18 protein-coding genes are annotated in these 17332 nt (G+C 63.6%); 9 read left to right on the forward strand and 9 right to left on the reverse strand.

What is annotated here, in order from left to right; translation table 11 throughout:
* Nucleotides 1-171: 171 nt before the first annotated feature.
* The 5 genes from BVH01_RS06840 to BVH01_RS06860 all read right to left on the reverse strand — a co-directional run bounded on the left by BVH01_RS06840 (nt 172) and on the right by BVH01_RS06860 (nt 4416).
* Complete coding sequence (locus BVH01_RS06840) at nt 172-387, reverse strand: DUF6434 domain-containing protein (protein ID WP_075929621.1); 216 nt, start codon at nt 385-387, stop codon at nt 172-174.
* A gap of 298 nt (nt 388-685) precedes the next feature.
* Entirely contained in the window at nt 686-1051 is a 366-nt protein-coding gene (locus tag BVH01_RS06845) for a hypothetical protein (protein ID WP_075929639.1), read from the reverse strand.
* Nucleotides 1052-1061: 10 nt separating this feature from the next.
* Nucleotides 1062-1706, reverse strand: coding sequence for a dual specificity protein phosphatase family protein (locus BVH01_RS06850; protein WP_075929622.1), 645 nt, complete (start codon nt 1704-1706; stop codon nt 1062-1064).
* Nucleotides 1703-2464 carry a phosphatase PAP2 family protein gene (locus BVH01_RS06855; RefSeq protein WP_371915586.1) on the reverse strand — a complete coding sequence of 254 codons (762 nt, stop codon included), beginning with the start codon at nt 2462-2464 and terminating at the stop codon, nt 1703-1705. Before BVH01_RS06855 ends, BVH01_RS06850 begins: the two co-directional genes overlap by 4 nt.
* On the reverse strand, nt 2461-4416 hold the full coding sequence (locus tag BVH01_RS06860) for an LTA synthase family protein (protein ID WP_075929623.1): 1956 nt from the start codon (nt 4414-4416) through the stop codon (nt 2461-2463). Before BVH01_RS06860 ends, BVH01_RS06855 begins: the two co-directional genes overlap by 4 nt.
* Before the next feature lie 105 nt (nt 4417-4521).
* On the opposite strand from BVH01_RS06860, the gene BVH01_RS06865 reads away from it, so the two are divergent.
* The 4 genes from BVH01_RS06865 to BVH01_RS06880 all read left to right on the forward strand — a co-directional run bounded on the left by BVH01_RS06865 (nt 4522) and on the right by BVH01_RS06880 (nt 7918).
* Complete coding sequence (locus tag BVH01_RS06865; RefSeq protein ID WP_075929624.1) at nt 4522-5205, forward strand: response regulator transcription factor; 684 nt, start codon at nt 4522-4524, stop codon at nt 5203-5205.
* Nucleotides 5195-6466 carry a HAMP domain-containing sensor histidine kinase gene (locus tag BVH01_RS06870; RefSeq protein WP_075929625.1) on the forward strand — a complete coding sequence of 424 codons (1272 nt, stop codon included), beginning with the start codon at nt 5195-5197 and terminating at the stop codon, nt 6464-6466. Before BVH01_RS06865 ends, BVH01_RS06870 begins: the two co-directional genes overlap by 11 nt.
* A 79-nt stretch (nt 6467-6545) precedes the next feature.
* Nucleotides 6546-7223 (forward strand): class I SAM-dependent methyltransferase, encoded by a 678-nt coding sequence (locus BVH01_RS06875; RefSeq protein ID WP_075929626.1) that lies wholly within the window; start codon nt 6546-6548, stop codon nt 7221-7223.
* Complete coding sequence (locus BVH01_RS06880; RefSeq protein WP_075929627.1) at nt 7223-7918, forward strand: lipopolysaccharide kinase InaA family protein; 696 nt, start codon at nt 7223-7225, stop codon at nt 7916-7918. Before BVH01_RS06875 ends, BVH01_RS06880 begins: the two co-directional genes overlap by 1 nt.
* A 263-nt stretch (nt 7919-8181) precedes the next feature.
* Here BVH01_RS06880 and BVH01_RS06885 read toward each other — a convergent pair whose 3' ends face one another.
* The 3 genes from BVH01_RS06885 to BVH01_RS06895 all read right to left on the reverse strand — a co-directional run bounded on the left by BVH01_RS06885 (nt 8182) and on the right by BVH01_RS06895 (nt 9862).
* Nucleotides 8182-8694 carry a DinB family protein gene (locus BVH01_RS06885; protein ID WP_075929628.1) on the reverse strand — a complete coding sequence of 171 codons (513 nt, stop codon included), beginning with the start codon at nt 8692-8694 and terminating at the stop codon, nt 8182-8184.
* A 360-nt stretch (nt 8695-9054) separates the two neighbouring features.
* Nucleotides 9055-9429, reverse strand: a complete 375-nt coding sequence (locus tag BVH01_RS24935) for an alpha/beta fold hydrolase (protein WP_256562725.1) — start codon at nt 9427-9429, stop codon at nt 9055-9057.
* Nucleotides 9430-9442: 13 nt separating this feature from the next.
* On the reverse strand, nt 9443-9862 hold the full coding sequence (locus BVH01_RS06895; protein ID WP_075929629.1) for an Lrp/AsnC family transcriptional regulator: 420 nt from the start codon (nt 9860-9862) through the stop codon (nt 9443-9445).
* 156 nt (nt 9863-10018) lie between these two features.
* Between BVH01_RS06895 and yjeH the strand changes: the two genes are divergently transcribed.
* The 5 genes from yjeH to BVH01_RS06920 all read left to right on the forward strand — a co-directional run bounded on the left by yjeH (nt 10019) and on the right by BVH01_RS06920 (nt 15664).
* Nucleotides 10019-11281, forward strand: coding sequence for an L-methionine/branched-chain amino acid transporter (gene yjeH / locus BVH01_RS06900; protein WP_075929630.1), 1263 nt, complete (start codon nt 10019-10021; stop codon nt 11279-11281).
* Between the two features lie 100 nt (nt 11282-11381).
* Entirely contained in the window at nt 11382-12389 is a 1008-nt protein-coding gene (gene yejK / locus BVH01_RS06905) for a nucleoid-associated protein YejK (protein WP_075929631.1), read from the forward strand.
* A gap of 24 nt (nt 12390-12413) precedes the next feature.
* Nucleotides 12414-12737: a glutaredoxin family protein gene (locus BVH01_RS06910; protein ID WP_075929632.1), complete on the forward strand. Its 324-nt coding sequence runs from the start codon at nt 12414-12416 to the stop codon at nt 12735-12737.
* A gap of 133 nt (nt 12738-12870) precedes the next feature.
* Nucleotides 12871-13641: an SDR family NAD(P)-dependent oxidoreductase gene (locus tag BVH01_RS06915; RefSeq protein ID WP_075929633.1), complete on the forward strand. Its 771-nt coding sequence runs from the start codon at nt 12871-12873 to the stop codon at nt 13639-13641.
* Between the two features lie 178 nt (nt 13642-13819).
* Nucleotides 13820-15664: an autotransporter domain-containing SGNH/GDSL hydrolase family protein gene (locus tag BVH01_RS06920; protein WP_075929634.1), complete on the forward strand. Its 1845-nt coding sequence runs from the start codon at nt 13820-13822 to the stop codon at nt 15662-15664.
* A gap of 150 nt (nt 15665-15814) precedes the next feature.
* On the opposite strand, the gene BVH01_RS06925 is transcribed toward BVH01_RS06920, so the two are convergent.
* Nucleotides 15815-16906 (reverse strand): AraC family transcriptional regulator, encoded by a 1092-nt coding sequence (locus BVH01_RS06925; protein WP_075929635.1) that lies wholly within the window; start codon nt 16904-16906, stop codon nt 15815-15817.
* Nucleotides 16907-17332: the final 426 nt, after the last annotated feature.

A 17332-nucleotide genomic window follows, 5' to 3' on the forward strand; every position in this document is an offset into this window, starting at 1 on the left:
CCTAGCCTAGAACATACAAGCCGCGACCTCGCGGCGAATCGTTCAGGCACCGCCGAAATAGGCAGTCAGGCTGCAATCGTTTCGCCCCGAGGTCGGGGCTCCCACAGGTTGGTTTGAGTGGCCGCCCCTTGTAGCTGCCACTTCATGCCCATAAAGGTCCTGAACAGGTTCTTAGGCTTGGGCGCCGTTACGCCGCAACCACTCGTCCACCACATCGCCCATGGTGCGCGGCGCACCGCTGCGAATCCAGGCCATGAACGGCCGATCGAAACGAAAGCTGGCGCCGCACTGCTCCGTCATGAAGCGCCGTACCTTCTGAGTGTTGCGGTAATCGCTGCCTACCGGGGTGTCGCGGGTGATGGTGCCGCCGTGCCAGTCGAATGCCATGTCACGCTCCTTGCCGATGGGGCCGGCTGTCACAATACAGCAGGCTGTTGAAAAACGTAGGCGAGGCAACTGATGCGAGGAAAGAACAGGCTCAAAACGTGGTGAATGCCTGACGGAAATAGCCGAGATGAGCAACCGGCCCGCCGAACGAGGTGAGCCCCAGGCGCAGAAAGATGAATCAGGAAGATCGGCCAGGGCTGCGCTCAGCGCTCGGCGTGGCGGGCATGGGGGTTCTCGGCGGTCGGACCCGCCAATGTGCCCTGTCGCCATGAGTTTTTAAAGTCGCGGCGGCACGCGGCTAGCTGCGTTTCAGGGAGCGGCTCATGGCCTTGGCCATGTCCTGGTCGACCTGGTGCTGCCAGTCACGATCACGGTCGCTGTCGGGCTGCAGGCGCCGCTCGATACCGGCGGCGGCACTGGCCTGACACTGGCGGAAGCCGTCGTCCCAGCCGCTGGCGTACTGGTTGTCGGCCAGGTACTGCGGCACGTTCTTGCGAAACGCACCGAGCGCTTTGGCGGCGCTGTCGCCGCTGGTGCAACCATCGGCGTAGCCCGAAGCGAAGGCCGGCGGGTAGCCCTGGGCCAGCAGATAGTCCCGCGTGCTCTGGCAGCCGCCAAGCAGCGGTACCAGCACTATAGCCAGGAAAGCCAGGCATCTGTTCATGATCGTCACCTCACCACTCGTTGAGTGCCTCGAGCACCTTGTCGCGCAGTGCGCAGTAGGCCCAGGGGCTGGTGCTGCAGGCGCCACTGGCCAGTGCCTGGCGCAAGCGTGGCAGATCGACCTCGCGCACATAGCGCTCGGCATCCTCGAATCGCTCCTGCCCGCCGAAACCGCCGCCACGCATCTCGGCGATCGCCTGCTGCTTGCTCCAGCCCTGGTAGACGATGCGATACATGGCGGCGATCAGGCCGGTACGGTTCTGGCCGTGCTTGCAGTGGATCAGCACCGGGCCGCTGGCCTGCGCCTGGCGAATGCTGCGCAGGGCCTGCAGCACATCGGCATCGTCGACGCGGTCGGCGTGCAGGGGCTGGTGGATCAGCCGGATGCGTGGATCACTCAGCCACTCGGCATCGCTGCGCTGGTAGAAGTTGATTACCGTGGCGATCTTCAGGCGCTGCAGCTCGCCTTGCTGATCGGCCCTGGGCAGCGCGCTGCGATACAGATCGGGCTGCATGCGGTAGAGGTTGAAGGCCTTGTCCACCGGCGCGGCCCATTGCGCGTCCATGGCAGCACTTTGCACCGCGCTCCAGGCTGGCGCGGCGGGTACGCAGAACAGAACCGCCAGCAGTAGTTGACGCAGGTTGACGATGCTCATCCGCGCAGCTCCCTAGCAAGGGTGGGCGTCGGCGCCGGCTGCGGCGCCCGACGGTAGAGCAGCACGCGGTAGCCGACCACGGCGATCAGCCAGTCGAGCAGCAGCGTCCACAGGTTGTGGGAGAGAAAGTGTGCGCCTTGCAGCATGCGCCCCAGCGACAGCACGCAACCCAAAGTCAGGGCGAACCCCAATGCCCAGCGGGCCAGGCGTGGGCGGCGATCACGCAGGGCGAAATACAGGGCCAGCAGGGAAAAGCCGGTGGAAGCATGCCCGCCCGGCCAGCAGCGCCCGGGCTTGTCGGTAACCGGCCGCTCGCCGATCAGCGGGCTGAAGGCTTCGTGCCCGCCGAACTGGGTGAGGCTCCACGGGCATTGCACTGCGGTCAGGGTCTTGAGTGGCGGCACGATGCTGGTCGACAGCCCCAGTGCCAGCACCAGATAGCCCAGCTCGCGGCGCCAGCTGCGCAGCCGTAGCGGCAGCAGGCTGACCAGAAAGGCGACGATGCAGGCCACGCCCAGGCAGATCACCATGATCTTGACCTGGTCGTGCAGCACGTTTTCCAGCCAGGAACTGCGCCCGCCGATGAAACCACTGACCGGGTCGTAGAAGCGCTCGGCCAGGGCGAAATCCAGCGGTTTGGGGTCGAGCACCAGCAGCAGCGCCATCAGGCCCAGGGGCATGCCCAGCCAGAGGCGGAAGTCGAAGCGCCGCGACGGCGTCGCAGAAGCAGGCAACGACATGGCGTGATCTCTGATCATGGGTACACCGCCACGGCCGCCGATGGGGTCGGCTGCCAGCCCAGCAGGCGCTGAGTGAAGTCATGGCTGGCGCCCTGGTAATAGGCGATATCGCGCGCCACCAGCGGATCGCGCTTGGTCGCCGTCTGTTCATGGCTGATGCCCAAGGCATCGTCGTGCCGGCGCATGGCGCCCTTGGGGCTGAGAATCGCCAGGTTCTGGCCGTCGAACAGGCCCAGGTGCTGGTAGTTGCCGATCAGCGCGCGACCGGCCGGGGCGTTATCTCGCAGCACGTTGTGGCCGAAGAAGGTCGAGCTGTAATCGAAGCCCAGCAACCCGAGCAACGTCGGCGCGACGTCGATCTGGCTGGTCAGCCGCGTTACCTCGGCAGGCGTGATGATGCCTGGGCCGTAAATGAACATCGGGATGTGGTAGTTGGCTACCGGCAGGTCTTCCTTGCCAGCGCTGCCCGCGGTGTGATCGGCGACGAACACGAACAGGGTGTTGGCGAACCAGGGCTTGCCCTTCGCCTCGGCCAGAAAGCGGCCGATGGCATAGTCGGTGTACTTCAGTGCGCCTTCTCGACCGCTGCCGGAAGGAATGTCGATGCGCCCGTCCGGGTAGGTGTACGGCCGGTGGTTGGAGGTGGTCATCAATTGCAGGAAGAACGGCTTGCCGGCGGCGTGGTCGGCGTCGGCCACGCGCAGGGTCTGTGCATAGAGGTCTTCGTCGCTCATGCCCCAGGCGTTCTGGAAGGTCATGTCGCTGCTGGCGACGCTGCTCTGGTCGACGATCCGGTAGCCGTTGCCGCCGAAGAAGGCGTTCATATTGTCGAAATAGCCGCGCCCACCGTAGATGAACACGCTGTCGTAGCCCTTGCCCCGGAACTGCTGGCCGAGGCTGGCGTAACCGGATTCGCGGCCAATGCGCTTGACGATCGAGCGACCGGGCGTGGGCGGCACCGACAGGGTGATCGCCTCCAGGCCGCGGTCGGTACGGGTGCCGGTGGCGTACAGGTTGCTGAAGAACAGGCTGTGCTTGGCCAGCGCATCGAGATTGGGCGTCAGGCCACGGCGATCACCAAAGGCGCCCAGGTAGCGCGCACTGAGGCTTTCGACGGTGACCAGCACCACGTTGTGACGCTGCTCGGGGCCGGAGTTGTCGATCCCCCGGCGGATATCCTCGGGGTCATCGTTGACGAACCGTGCGTTGTCTTCGGCAACCTCCTGGCGCAGCAGTGAGCCGACCTGCTCATCGGGCAGCGTGGCGTAGAACGTCATGTAGTCCAGCTCGTTATTGCGAAAGGCGGCGAAGAACTGGAACGGGCCGTTGCTCGCCAGTTCGTTCTGGTAGGCATTGCCGCCCAGCCCGCGCGGAAAGTTCTGGTTGACCGCCAGGGTCGCCAGCAGCGCCCCGGCGAGCACCAGAGCCCAGGCGCCCAAGGCTGTCTTGTGGGGCATCAACGGCGCACTCAGCGCCCGGCTGACCGGCTTCTTGAGGGCCGCGGCCAGAAAAACCGCCACCAGCGCCAAGGCAGCGATCAGCGGATACACCGGGTACGACTCGAGGATGTTGTTGATCACCTCCTCCGAATACACCAGGTAATCAACGGCGATGAAGTTGAAACGCACGCCGAATTCGTCCCAGAACAACCACTCGGCAGTGGCGGTGAACAGCATCACGAACAGGCTGACGCCAAACAGCAGGTGCAGGAACACCCGATGGCCGCGGTGCTGCCAAAGCCGGTGCGGGCAAAGCAGCAGGTAGAACGCCAGCGGCAGCGCGGCGTACAACAGGAAGGTCGCGTCGTAGACCAGGCCCACCAAGAAGATGCGCAGGATCTGCACGCCGCTGGCGCCGGCATCGCTCCAGTGGGCCAGCAGCAACGCGCCGCGGGTGAGCACGAAGATGCTCGCCCAGGCAAACAGGACGATCGACAGGTAACGTAGTTGGGCGTATCGAAGCTGTGGCATCGTATGATCCTGGCTGGATGAACGAGCTCAGTTTCTCGACGCCCCCGTGAGGGCTTCGTCATGGCCGTGTGAAAAAAACGTCAATCCCCGTGAAGAGAACGTTGCATGCGCATTCTGGTGATCGAAGACAACCGCGACATCCTGGCCAATATCCTCGATTACCTGCAGCTCAAGGGGTACACGGCCGATTGCGCACAGGACGGTTTGAGCGGCCTGCACCTGGCCACCCAGGGGCACTACGATCTGATCGTGCTGGACATCATGCTGCCCGGCCTGGACGGCTACCAGCTGTGCCGGCGCCTGCGTGAAGAGGCGCGCAGCAGCATCCCGATCCTCATGCTCACCGCCCGCGATGCATTGGAGGACCGTCTGCAGGGCCTGAGCGCCGGGGCCGACGACTACCTGATCAAGCCCTTCGCGCTGTCCGAGCTGGTGGCGCGCATCGAAGCCATCCTGCGCCGTTCCCAGGGCAATCGCCGACGTTTGCTGGAAGTCGCCGACCTCGCCTACGACCTGGACATGCTCAGCGTGACCCGCGCCGGCATGCCGATCAAACTCAACCCCCTGGGCATGAAGCTGCTGGCCATCCTGATGCAGCGCTCGCCCGCCGTGGTCCGCCGCGAAGCGCTGGAGGAAGCCCTGTGGGGCGACGACTGCCCGGACAGCGACAGCCTGCGCAGCCACATCCATCAATTGCGCCAGGCCATCGACAAACCCTTCGCCACGCCCCTGCTGCACACCGTGCACGGCGTGGGCTACCGGCTGGCAGCGAACCCCGATGCAAAGTAAGCAGCCGTTTCGCCGGCGCATCCTGATCGCCTTCGCGACCATGACCATCCTGGTCAGCGGGGTGTTCTCCCTGAGCATCGTGGCCATCGTGCACCTGATCGAAGAGCACCTAGTTTCCGAGGAGCTGGCCCTGGAGCTGGGCGTGGTGGTGCATCAGGACCTCAAGAGCGGCCAGGAGCCGCGTCTGGATTCACGCACCCGCTTCTTCGCCTCGAACTACCCGCAGTACGCCATTCCAGAGCGCTACGCCAATCTGCCGGAAGGCTTCAGCGAGCAGCTGGAAGGCGAGCGCGCATTCTATATCTTCACCCAGTTGATCAACGGCGACCGCTATCTGCTGGTGCAGGAACAGAGCGAATTCGAAAAGCGCGAGCAGGTGCTGTTCAACGTGGTGCTGGCGGGCTTTCTGCTGTCGGTGCTCGGCGCTCTGGTGCTGGGCTGGTTCATGTCCGAGCGAGTGATGCGCCCGGTCAGCAAGCTGGCCAACCAGGTACGTCACCGCGACCAGTTGCTGCCGCTGGCGCCAGCGCTGGCACCGGAATACCCGGACGACGAAGTGGGCCAGCTCGCCGCTGCCTTCGACAGCACCCTGGGCCGCCTGCGCCAGTCCCTGGAGCGCGAGCGGCTGTTCACCAGTGACGTTAGCCACGAACTGCGTACGCCGCTGATGGTCATCGCCAGCTCCTGCGAATTGCTCTCCCAGGTCGACCTGGAGCCGATGCAACGCAAGCAGGTAGAGCGTATCGAACGCGCCAGCGCAGAGATGCAGGATTTGGTGCAGACCTTCCTGCAACTGGCCCGGGTCAAGGGTAACGAGAGCCTGTTCGCCGGCAGCGCCAGCCTGGGACAGATCGCCGACGAGCAGGTGGACACCTGGGCACCGCTGATGCGCGAAAAGGGCCTGGATTTCCAGATCGACGCCCAGGCGCAGCCCGATGGCGTGTACAACCCGACCCTGTTGCGCACGGTGATGGCCAACCTGCTGCGTAACGCCCTGCACTACACCGAAAGCGGTTTCGTGAAGCTGACCCTGCTCGCCGACGGCTTTCGCGTCGAGGACAGCGGCGTGGGCATTCCCGAGCAGCACCATGAACAGATCTTCGATCCCTTCGTGCGTGGCGAGCAGGCGCGCGGCGAAGGCCTCGGCCTGGGCCTGTCGCTGGTCAAGCGCATCTGCGCCCATCAGGGCTGGCAGATCACCGTGCACAGCCTGCCGGTAGCCGGCAGTTGCTTTCAGGTGGTACTGCAACCCGGTAACTGACACTTTTTTCACTTTTGCTTGACGAGTTCATCAGAACTGCCCGCCTAGCATCGAGGCACTCTCCTAGAGGTGCCTCGTCATGTCCAAACCCCGCTCCATCGAACTGGCCTTCTCCGGCAAATACGACCAGCAACACGCCCAGAGCTACCTGCACAAGCACCAGGACGGCCTGGCCAGGCGGCTGTCGCACTGGCGCGACGTGCAGGTCGGCCGCAGCGCCCTGCGCCTGGCCGGCGACCCCAACCTGGTGCTCGACCTGCCCTGCGGCGCCGGGCGTTTCTGGCCGATGCTCGCCGAACACCCGAACCGGGTGATCCTGGCTGCGGACAACTCCGCCGACATGCTCGCCACCGCCCTCGCCGCCCAGCCGCCGGCAGTGGTCGAGCGGGTCAAGACCTTCAAGACTTCGGCCTTCGATATCGCCCTGGGCGACAACTCGGTGGATTGCGTGTTCTGCATTCGCCTGCTGCATCACTTCCAATCACCGGAACACCGTTTGGCGGCGCTACGTGAGTTTCACCGGGTCACCCGCGATACGGTGATCGTTTCGCTGTGGGTCGACGGCAACTACAAGGCCTGGCGGCGTAATCGCCTGGAGAAACGCCGCGGTGCGGGCGAGAACCGCTTCGTGGTGCACCGCGACGAGATAGAACGCGAGGTCCTGGAAGCCGGTTTTCAGGTAATCGGCCATCGCGACTTTCTGCCCGGCTATGCCATGTGGCGAACCTATGTACTGCGCAAGCGCGAGGTGCAGTGATGGCCACGATCGTCGTTCAGCATCCGGCAACTCGAAGCAGCGCCTTCGAGCGCTGGTGGCAATGCCAGGGCGCCTGGGTGGAACCACTGAACCAGCGCCGCGACGGGGAAAGTGGCGTGCAACGGTTGCTGCCCCGTAACCCCTCCCATCCACTGCTCTACAGCAAACGCCAGACCGGGCACCTGTACCGCAGCCTGCGCTACCCACTTGGCCGCCCGACCATCTTGCGTGAGCTACAGGCTTATCAGGCACTCGCTGAGTTGGGCGTCCGGGTACCAAAGCTCGTTTATGGCTCGGCCCGAAAGCATAAGGGCCAGTGGCAGGCGCTGTTGATCACCCAGGCGCTGACAGGGTTCATCAGCCTGGAGCAGTGGTACGAAACAGAACACCGCGCCGAGCAGTCGGCCCGCATGCTGGCTGCATTGGCCGATACCCTGGCTCGCATGCATCGCGGAGGCTGGCAGCACGGCTGCTGCTACGCCAAGCATGTCTTCATCAGGATCGAGGACGATGGTGACAGCAGCTCACCCCGCGCTGAAATCGCCCTGCTCGACCTGGAAAAAAGCCGCCGCCGCTGGCGCAGCGCCGACGCCTCGCGCCATGACATGCGCCAGCTGAAGCGTCATTGCGGGGCAATGCCCGAGAGCGACTGGCAACTGCTGATGCAGACCTATACGGCAGCGCTGGCAGCTTAGAAGCTGTTCACGACCTTTCGGCTGGACTCCAGCGCCTTGACTGCAAAGTGGCGGGAGCGGCCGTTATCCGATCCATTGTGGGAGCCGCGACCTCGCGGCGAATCGCTCAGGCACCGCCGAAATAGGCAGTCAGGCTGCAATCGTTTCGCCCCGAGGTCGGGGCTCCCACAGGTTGGTTTGAGTGTCTGCTTCTGCCTTGTAGCAGCCTCTTCAATGTCCATTTAAAAAGGCTGTGAACAGAGGTCTCAGCGCGAGCACGAGGTTCAGCTGAGCGCTTGCCGGGCAGCTTCTCGCCGGCCCGGCTGCGCCTCGTGCAGATAGCGCGTGAAGGTATCCTTCGGCCGTTCGAGCCCATTAATCGCCAAGGTTCGCGACGCCATGCCGCGGTGGTTGCTGCCATGGGTCAACAGATGCAGCAGCACCTCCTCGACCGACAACTGGCCGAGATCACCATCGGTGAAGCGAAAGGCGATAACCCGTTGCAGCTCTTCGGCTGTGGCGCGCTGGACGAAGTCGACGAGCCAGGCATCGTTCTGCGTAATGCGTGCCCTAAGTTCACCGTATGTTGGCGTCTCACGGGTGTTGTCAGCGCCGTAATGCTCCGCGCCCCCGGACAAACGGCTGATGAACAGGCTGTCGACCACCGTGGTGTGATTGAGGATACGTACGAAGAACTCGGCATCGTTATCCGGCAACTGATGCAGCTGGCGTTCGCCCAGGGCGAGCAGCTCTTCATTTGCCCATTTCTTGTACTTGAATGCGTCAGCGAACAGCATTTTTAGCTCCTCTGCGGCAGTGCTGGAAGTATTCAATCACAGCTGTTCGGCAAACGCTTCGATGGCAGCAGCAGCCTCGCCAGGAGCAGCTTGTAGCAGGCAATGCGGGGCAATAACCGATACCACGCGAGTGCCGGGAGCCTCTCTTTGTATGAGCCCAGCAGCTGAGCCAGGCACAAGCCGATCCTCCTGCGCCTGCAAATACAGGATGGGCACCGAAACGAATTCCAGCTTCGGCAGCACGTTTACGGTATGAATGGCCCTTACCCTGGCAGAAAAAACGGCCGACGATAGCGGGCGAATGGCTGCGCTCAAGGCTGAGCGAAGCGCTTGGCTGGAAAACCTGCCAAGCAGCAGGTACTAAAGAGCTGCAGTGGGCGCCAGCCTAGGGGGAAACGCCGTGACCAGTGCCCAAAGCGCGGTGACCGCCGGCCGCGGGCTTACCGCGAAGGTGCTGCAGAGAACCAAACCAATCAGACCAGGCGGCCGTACGGCTGAGATCGAGATGGCGAGAGGGCCGGAGAACGACTCTCCAAGCAGGATATAGGGCTCGCCTCGGGGTAGCGAAGAGAGAACCATGCGTTCCAATGCTTCGTAACCCAACGCTTCCTCAGTAGGATAGCTGATGACCCGAACATCAAAGCCGTTGCCGAGCTGATCAATAAGCGGTCTGAAAAGCGAGCCTGTGCCGTCCATGCCGGGCAGTAGAACCAAGGTTATCGGATATTCGAGCATGTCCGGCCCACCCTCACATCACCCAATCCTTCACTACCATATGGGTCTTGACCTTGAACACGCCAGGCAGGTTTTCGATCTCCCCGCGTACTTCCGCCAGCCGTTCCATGGACGCCGCTTCGAGGTAGATCAGCATGTCCGTTTCGCCGCTGATGCCCGAGCAGCGACGCACTTCCGGGAAGGCGCGCATGCGCTCGACGTACTGCTCGCAGCGTCCGCCCTTGTAGAACAGTTCCAGGTAGGCCTTGACCACTACCGTCGTCGGCTCGGCGATGCGCGCGTGATAGCCCTGGATGACCCCGGACGCCTCCAGCTGGCGGATACGCTCGCTCACCGCGGAACGTGACAGGTTGACCTGGCGAGCCACCTCGGTAACGGTCAGGCGCGCGTCGGCGCACAGCAAGGCGATGATGCGTTGATCGAACTTGTCCACTGAAGCTCTCTGCAAACAGGATGACGGCCATTGCCGCCGTTTCGTCGGTGATCGGCGACGCTTCGCCAGCAGCCGCGCAAGCGAAGCGGCCTTACCATGGCGATACGGCCGGCAGGCGCTCTGCCAGGGGCCGCGTCAGGAGCGAGAGCATACAACATGAGCCGATTGAACAAGGAACTGGGGCTGCTGCAGGGCGTGGGTTTGCTGTGCACGTCTCTGCTGGGCACCGGGGTTTTCGTGATTCCCGCGCTGGCCGCCACGGCTGCTGGCGAGATTTCGCTGTGGGCCTGGCTGCTGTTGATCGTGCTGATTCTGCCGATGGCCTTCACCTTCGCCCAGCTCGGCCGCCATTACCCGCACGCGGGCGGCGCCCCGCACCTGATCGGTCGCGCGTTCGGCGCGCCCATGGAGCGCACCAGCGCCTGGCTGTTTCTTGCGGTGATTCCGGTGGGCCTGCCGGCGGCGCTGAACATCGCCAGCGGCTTCTGGCACGCCTTGTTCACCCTCAGCGACCTGGCAGTCCTGGCCATCCAGCTCGCCACTCTGGGCGTCATTCTGCTACTCGGCCAGCGCCCGGCCCGAACCTCCGGCGGCGTGCAGATCGCCATTGCCCTGGCCATCGTCGCCACCATCGCGCTGATCTGGTTCAAAGGCGACCTGCCCCACGCCGAGCAACCGCTGCTGCCGCCCCTGGCCGGTAACTGGCAGCTATTGCCGGTGGCGTTGGGCGTGATGTTCTGGTGCTTCGTCGGCATCGAGGCCTTCACCCACCTGGGCGAGGAGTTCAAGAACCCGCAGCGCGACTTCCCCCTCGCCCTGCTGCTCGGCGTGCTGCTGGCCGGCTTGGTGTACTGGGCCTGTTCGGTGGCGGTGCTGAGTTTTCATGCCTACGGCGATGCCCGCACAGATGCCGCGTCGCTGCCGCTGATGCTCGACGTGCTGCTTGGCGACCAGGCCCGCTGGCTCAGCGCGAGCATCGGCTACCTGGCCTGTTTCGCCTCGATGAACGTGTATATCCAGGGCTTCTCGCGGCTGATCTGGAGCCTGGCCGACGAAGGCAAGCTGCCCCGCGCGCTGGCGGTTCGCAACGGCAATGGCGTACCGGCCAGGGCGTTGCTGCTGGTGGTGCTCAGCTGCGTCCTGAGCGCCACGGTAATCTGGAGCCTGTCGCTGTCGCTCGACCAACTGATCCGCTACGCCAACGGCAACTTCATCGTCATCTACCTGCTCAGCATGGCCGCCGGCGTGCTGCTGCTACGCGGCCTGTGGCGCTGGCTGGCCGGCCTCAGCACGCTGCTGTGCGCGGGCGTCCTGCTGATGCTGGGCCTCGATGCACTGTACGCCATCGGCCTGCTGGCCGGCTTGCTGGTGCTCGATCGCTGGCGGGCGAGTCGCCGCACGGCAATCGCCCTGGGCTGACTCGGCGGCGGGCGACCAAGGCTGCGACAGTCGGGTAAACTCTGCGCAACCCTGGCCGCTTTGACGCGGCCCCTTTGCGTCACGCCTGAAGAGATAGCCCATGCCGATCCGTCACTGCATCGTCCACCTGATCGACAAGAAGCCCGACGGCAGCCCTGCCGTGTTGCACGCCCGCGACAGCGAACTGGGCGCCTCCCAGGCCATCGAGAACATGCTGGCCGACCTCAACGACAGCTACAACGCCAAGCAGGGCAAGGCCTGGGGCTTGTTCCACGAGGAGTCCGGTGCCTACCCGTTCAGCGGCTGGCTGAAAACCTACCTGGAAGACGGCGAAGATTTCACCGCCTTCAGCCGCCAGGCCGTCGAGCACCTGCAGAAGCTGATGGAGGAATCCAACCTGTCCACTGGCGGCCACGTGCTTTTCGCCCACTACCAGCAAGGCATGACCGACTACCTGGCCATCGCCCTGCTGCACCATAGCGAAGGCGTGGCGGTGAACGACGCGCTGGACGTGACCCCGGCCAAGCACCTGGACCTCGGCCAGCTGCATCTGGCGGCGCGTATCAACATCAGCGAGTGGCGCAACAACAAGCAGTCCAAGCAATACATCTCGTTCATCAAGGGCAAGAACGGCAAGAAGGTCTCGGAGTACTTCCGTGACTTCATCGGCTGCCAGGAAGGCGTCGACTCGCCCAGCGAAACCCGCACCCTGCTCAAGGCCTTCAGCGACTTCGTCGAGAGCGAGGACCTACCCGAAGAGCAGGCCCGCGCGAAGACCGACACCCTGGTCGACTACGCCACCAGCCAGGCCAAGATGGGCGAGCCGATGACCCTGGAAGAACTCTCCGGGCTGATCGACGAGGAGCGCCCAAAGGCCTTCTACGACCATATCCGCAACAAGGATTACGGCCTGTCGCCGGAGATTCCCGCCGATAAACGCACCCTGAGCCAGTTCCGCCGCTTCACCGGCCGCGCCGAAGGCTTGTCGATCAGCTTCGAGGCCCACCTGCTGGGCTCCAAGATCGAATACGACGAAGCGTCCGACACCCTGACCATCCGCAACCTGCCGACGCAGCTGACCGACCAGTTGAAGCGTCGTAAAGACTGATCGACCTGAGCAGAGGACTGCAGCATGAAACGGATTTTGCTGATTCTCGCGGCGCTCGCCGCCTGGCAACACTGGGATCGTATCGAACCGATGCTGCTGGGCAAACCGCCGCAGGTGGCCGGCCAGGGTGAAGTCATCCTCTACGCCACCAGCTGGTGCGGCTACTGCGCCAAGACCCGCGAGTTTCTCGGCGAACGCGGCATTGCCTACACCGAGCTGGACATCGAAAAATCCCCCGAAGCGCGCCGCGCCTACGACGCCTTGGGCGGCCGCGGCGTGCCGGTGCTCAAGGTCAACGGCACGGTAATCCACGGCTACAACCCGCAGGGGATCTTGGCGGCTTATTGAGCCACGCGGGCAGCTTTCCCCGCCGGAGATCCGGCCCAGGCGGTCGCCGCTACGTGCTGCGCCGCCCACCTGAACGTCATGCCCTGCTCCGCAGTCATAACAGGCAATTAGGCCACGCCTCCCAAGGTGCATGATGCGTTCGATACCCGAACTGGACAGCGATGCGCGCGTACTCATAGCCGGCGCCAGCCGAGGTATCGGCCTGGCCCTGTGCACCGCGCTGCTGGCTCGCGATGATGTGACCGAGCTATGGGCCGTGGCCCGGCAGGCCAGCACCTCTGCAGAGCTGGCCAAACTGGCCGAGCGGTATGGGCAGCGCCTGAAACGGATCGATTGCGACGCGCGCAATGAGCAATCCCTCGAGGCACTGGCAAGTGAGGTGCGTAGAGAATGCGACCATCTGCACCTCGTCATCAGCACCCTGGGCATCCTGCATCAGGACGGTGCCCAAGCCGAAAAGGCCCTGTCGCAGCTGAGCCTGGCGAGCCTGCAGGCAACCTTTGCGACCAACACCTTCGCACCGATCCTGTTGCTCAAGCACCTGTTCCCCTTGATGCGCAAGCAACCCACCACCTTTGCGGCGCTCTCCGCCAGAGTCGGCTCTATCGGCGACAATCGCCTGGGCGGCTGGTACAGCTACCGGGCCAGCAAAGCGGCGCTCAATCAGCTGCTACACACGGCCAGCATCGAACTGAAACGCCTCAACCCCGCCTCCACCGTCCTGGCGATCCATCCTGGTACGACTGACACGCAGTTGTCCGAGCCCTTCCAGGCGAACGTGCCGGAGCAGCAATTGTTCGAGCCGACGTTCTCGGCCGAGCGCATTCTGGAAGTGATAGGCGCTCATGGGCCGGACGATAGCGGGACGTTTTGGGCTTGGGATGGAAAGCCGATCGTCTGGTGATCGGATTCGCGCAAGAAACGAGATAACTGCCAGTCCACTCGAGCGTCAAGACGGCTTCAAGCGCATGCCAGCCGGAGACGATACTCAACGATCCCTTCTTTTTCGATGAACTACGCGCTTCATCGAACACTGGCTACAGTTGTCGGGCGGTTCACTCCAATAATAAAAGGGACTTGCCATGAAACACTTAATCACGCCTCTGACGGCTGCCTGTCTACTGATCAGCGCCACCTCGCTTTACGCCGAGCCCTATAGTGCGCTCTATGTGTTCGGGGACAGCCTCAGCGATGCCGGGTGGTTCGCCGATGCCGATGGCCCGCCAGGTGCCACAACCCGCTTCACCAACCGTACCGGCCCGACTTATCAGGATGGCAGCGGCGAAATTTTCGGTGAGGTATCGCCCATGCTGCTGGGCAATGCACTCGGGATGTCGGGCGCAGGCTTGGGGTCGGCCAACACCGTGGATGGCGGCAATAATTGGGCGGTCGGCGGTTATCGGACCGACCAGATCCTCGATGCCATCACCGGATCCGGAGGGTATCTGCAGTCCACAGGTGGCCGGGCCGACCCCAGCGCCTTGTACTACCTGACAGGAGGCGGCAACGACTTCCTGCAATTACAGGTAGTCGACGGGCCCAGTGCCCAGGCTGCCGCGGGGCGTCTGGTCGATAGCGCCGAGGCGCTGGAACAAGCGGGCGCGCGTTATATCATGGTGTGGGTACTGCCGGACCTAGGACTGACGCCAAACTTCTTCGGCAGCCCCCTGGAGGGCCAACTCAGTGCACTGGGAGCAGCCTTCAACACCGAGCTGGTGAATCAATTGGCGACGCTGAATGCCAACGTGATTCCGCTGAATATCCCGCTCTACCTTTCCGAAGTGGTCAGTGACCCTGGCCGCTACGGCTTGGTCGCCGATCGCGCCACGGTAATCGGCACCTGCTTCGCGGGTTGCAGCAACCCTAATCCAGTCTTTGGGCTGAATGGCAGCACACCGGACCCGACGAAGCTTCTGTTCAACGACGGCGTACACCCGACGATTGCCGGCCAGCGCTTGATCGCTGACTACGCCTACTCGTTGCTGGCGGCGCCTTGGGAGGTCAGCCTGTTGCCGGAAATGGCACTGGGCACGCTGCGTGGCCATCAGGATCAGCTACGCGCCCAATGGCTGGCGGATTGGGGTACCTGGCAGGAAGTCGGTCGGTGGCGTGCCTTCGTCAATGGCGGCGGCCAACGGCTGGAATATGATCGTTATGGCGGCAGCGCCGATGGCAATGGTTACAGCCTAAACTTCGGCGGCAGCTATCGCCTCGACGACGCCTGGCGGGTCGGCCTAGCAGCCGGGCTGCATGAACAGGATCTCGAGGCCGGCGCAGCGGATTCCGATTACAACCTGCGTAGCTACATCGGTAGCGCGTTCGCTCAGTACCAGAATGACCGCTGGTGGGGCGATCTGTCGGCCAGCATTGGACGTCTGGACTATGACGACCTGAAACGCAAGTTCGCCGCTGGCACGGCCATCAACTCAGAGAAGGGCGACACCGAAGGCACGCTCTGGGCCGTCAGCGGGCGTTTCGGTTATGACATCGCCCAACCCGGCAGCCAATGGCACCTGAGCCCTTTTATCGGCGCCGACTACGTGCATGTTGATGTGGACGGTTACCGCGAGAAAAGCCAGCGCTCCACTGCACTGGGCTTCGACGACCAGACGCGCAAGTCCAAGCGCCTGGGTGTGGGCTTGCAAGGGCTGTACGACCTGAGCCCGCGAACCCGGGTGTTCGGCGAGCTGGCAATGGAGCGCGAATACGAGGATGACCCCACCGAGCTACGCATGTCGCTGAACAGCCTGCCGACAATCGACTTCGAACTGCCCGGCCATCGGCCAGACGATCGCAGCCTGCGCGGTCACTTCGGCGTCAGTCATCGCCTCGGCGGCGGCCTTTCATTACGCGGCAGCTACAGCTACCGACACGCTGATGACGAGGCTCAACACGGACTGAATCTGTCGATATCACTGGATATCTGAACCGGCAAGCAGGATCGGCGACTGTGTAGCGATTGATGGCCATCACGCGGGCGCGTGGTGGCCATCAATGCATCACGGGCTCAAGCGGTGGCTGATCTCTACGCTCAGCAAGCCAATCTGACACGCGAGCAAATCCTGCGGCAGGCTCCCTCAATGCCGCCGCCCGCCCACCCCATCACTCTCATGCCGCCACTGCCGGGGGCTGACGCCGAACCAGCGGCGGAAGGCGCGGGAGAAGGCGCTGACTTCGGAGTAGCCGAGCAGTGGCGCCAGGTTGGAGATGGGCAGTTGGTGCTGGCGCAGGTAATGGGTGGCCAGCTCGCAGCGCACCTTGTCGACCATGGCGGTGAAGGTCAGGCCCTGGTCGCGCAGGCGACGCTGCAGTGACCAACTGCTCATGCCCAATTGCTCGGCGGCCAGTTCCAGCACGGGCTCGCCCATCAGCAGTTGCTGGCGAATCTGCTCGCGCACGTCATCGGCCAGGTCCCGTTCGCCGCGGCCGCTCAGGACACTGAGCTGGCTGAGCGAGTCCTGCATCACCAAAAGCAGCACCGGGTCGCCCTGCGGCATGGCGCGCTCGAGGCCGCGTTTGGGGATGACCAGGGAATTGAACGGCTGCTCGAAATACACCGGCGCGTCGAAGACTTTGCAGTGCTCGTGCCAGTGCTCGGGCCGTGGATGCTCGAAGTGCACCGCGCGCGGCGCCCACTGCGGGCCGAGCACATGGCGCACCAGGTTCAGCGCCATGCCCAGGGTCAACTCGGCGTCCTGGCGGCGACAGAGAATCGCGCCGTGGCGCACCTGGTAGTCGAAGCGGTAGCACTCGCCCTCGTCCACCAGGCGGATCAGGCTGTTGCGCTGGTGCAGCGGAAAGGCACGGGCGAAGTTGATCAGCGCCTGTTCGACGGTTGCCGAGCACAGGCCGATATAGCCAAGCAGCCCCAGCGCCTGAGGCTTGAACTGCTGGCCGTAGTACAGCCCGAAGTTGTCGCAGCCGGACTGGCGCGACGCCTCCTCCAGCACCTGGCAGTAATTGGGCAGCGCCAGGCTCAGGGTGGGATGGCGCAGGGATTCAGGGTCGATGCCGGATACGCCAAGGATGCGATCCGGATCACCGCCGTGCTTTTCGATAAAGCCGCACAGGCCGCTGGCGGCGGCGGCCAGAACACCGGTATTGGTGGCCCCCCCGGAAATCAACGGCAGGCCGGCAGACAGGTCGGGCTGGACGAGAACAGAGCTCATGGCGCCTCCTTGGTGACAATTTGTTTCTGAAAGCAAGAAACACGCCGGTTATTGAATGCACCGCCAATAACCGCGCCCTGACAGGCTACTCGTCTCATGCTATTCAAAAACTCTCTTCCAAAAGCCCTGAAACGGGTCATTCGGAAACACCCGCACCGAAATTGAGCACTTGCAGTTGACCCAGCGCGACACGCCACACGCGACTGTCGAAATTTGACTTTGCAGAACAGCCAGCCTCGCCTAGCGTCAAGTCGGCCACATGAATTCGTCTCATAGTTCATCGCGAGCCCCGGTCGTGCTCGCGGCCCGCCCCTGAAAACTACAAGAACTCGTAATGGGAGAACGTCAATGATCTATGCCAAACCCGGTACCGCAGGCGCCGTCGTCACCCTGAAATCGCGCTACGGCAACTACATCGGCGGCGAG

This window comes from Pseudomonas sp. PA1(2017), assembly GCF_001945375.1.
GTDB lineage: Bacteria > Pseudomonadota > Gammaproteobacteria > Pseudomonadales > Pseudomonadaceae > Aquipseudomonas.

Coding starts and splice junctions, on each gene's coding strand:
- BVH01_RS06840 (WP_075929621.1), bottom strand. CDS start 387: ATGGCATTCGACTGGCACGGCGGCACCATCACCCGCGACACCCCGGTA.
- BVH01_RS06845 (WP_075929639.1), bottom strand. CDS start 1,051: ATGAACAGATGCCTGGCTTTCCTGGCTATAGTGCTGGTACCGCTGCTT.
- BVH01_RS06850 (WP_075929622.1), bottom strand. CDS start 1,706: ATGAGCATCGTCAACCTGCGTCAACTACTGCTGGCGGTTCTGTTCTGC.
- BVH01_RS06855 (WP_371915586.1), bottom strand. CDS start 2,464: ATGATCAGAGATCACGCCATGTCGTTGCCTGCTTCTGCGACGCCGTCG.
- BVH01_RS06860 (WP_075929623.1), bottom strand. CDS start 4,416: ATGCCACAGCTTCGATACGCCCAACTACGTTACCTGTCGATCGTCCTG.
- BVH01_RS06865 (WP_075929624.1), top strand. CDS start 4,522: ATGCGCATTCTGGTGATCGAAGACAACCGCGACATCCTGGCCAATATC.
- BVH01_RS06870 (WP_075929625.1), top strand. CDS start 5,195: ATGCAAAGTAAGCAGCCGTTTCGCCGGCGCATCCTGATCGCCTTCGCG.
- BVH01_RS06875 (WP_075929626.1), top strand. CDS start 6,546: ATGTCCAAACCCCGCTCCATCGAACTGGCCTTCTCCGGCAAATACGAC.
- BVH01_RS06880 (WP_075929627.1), top strand. CDS start 7,223: ATGGCCACGATCGTCGTTCAGCATCCGGCAACTCGAAGCAGCGCCTTC.
- BVH01_RS06885 (WP_075929628.1), bottom strand. CDS start 8,694: ATGCTGTTCGCTGACGCATTCAAGTACAAGAAATGGGCAAATGAAGAG.
- BVH01_RS24935 (WP_256562725.1), bottom strand. CDS start 9,429: ATGCTCGAATATCCGATAACCTTGGTTCTACTGCCCGGCATGGACGGC.
- yjeH (WP_075929630.1), top strand. CDS start 10,019: ATGAGCCGATTGAACAAGGAACTGGGGCTGCTGCAGGGCGTGGGTTTG.
- yejK (WP_075929631.1), top strand. CDS start 11,382: ATGCCGATCCGTCACTGCATCGTCCACCTGATCGACAAGAAGCCCGAC.
- BVH01_RS06910 (WP_075929632.1), top strand. CDS start 12,414: ATGAAACGGATTTTGCTGATTCTCGCGGCGCTCGCCGCCTGGCAACAC.
- BVH01_RS06915 (WP_075929633.1), top strand. CDS start 12,871: ATGCGTTCGATACCCGAACTGGACAGCGATGCGCGCGTACTCATAGCC.
- BVH01_RS06920 (WP_075929634.1), top strand. CDS start 13,820: ATGAAACACTTAATCACGCCTCTGACGGCTGCCTGTCTACTGATCAGC.
- BVH01_RS06925 (WP_075929635.1), bottom strand. CDS start 16,906: ATGAGCTCTGTTCTCGTCCAGCCCGACCTGTCTGCCGGCCTGCCGTTG.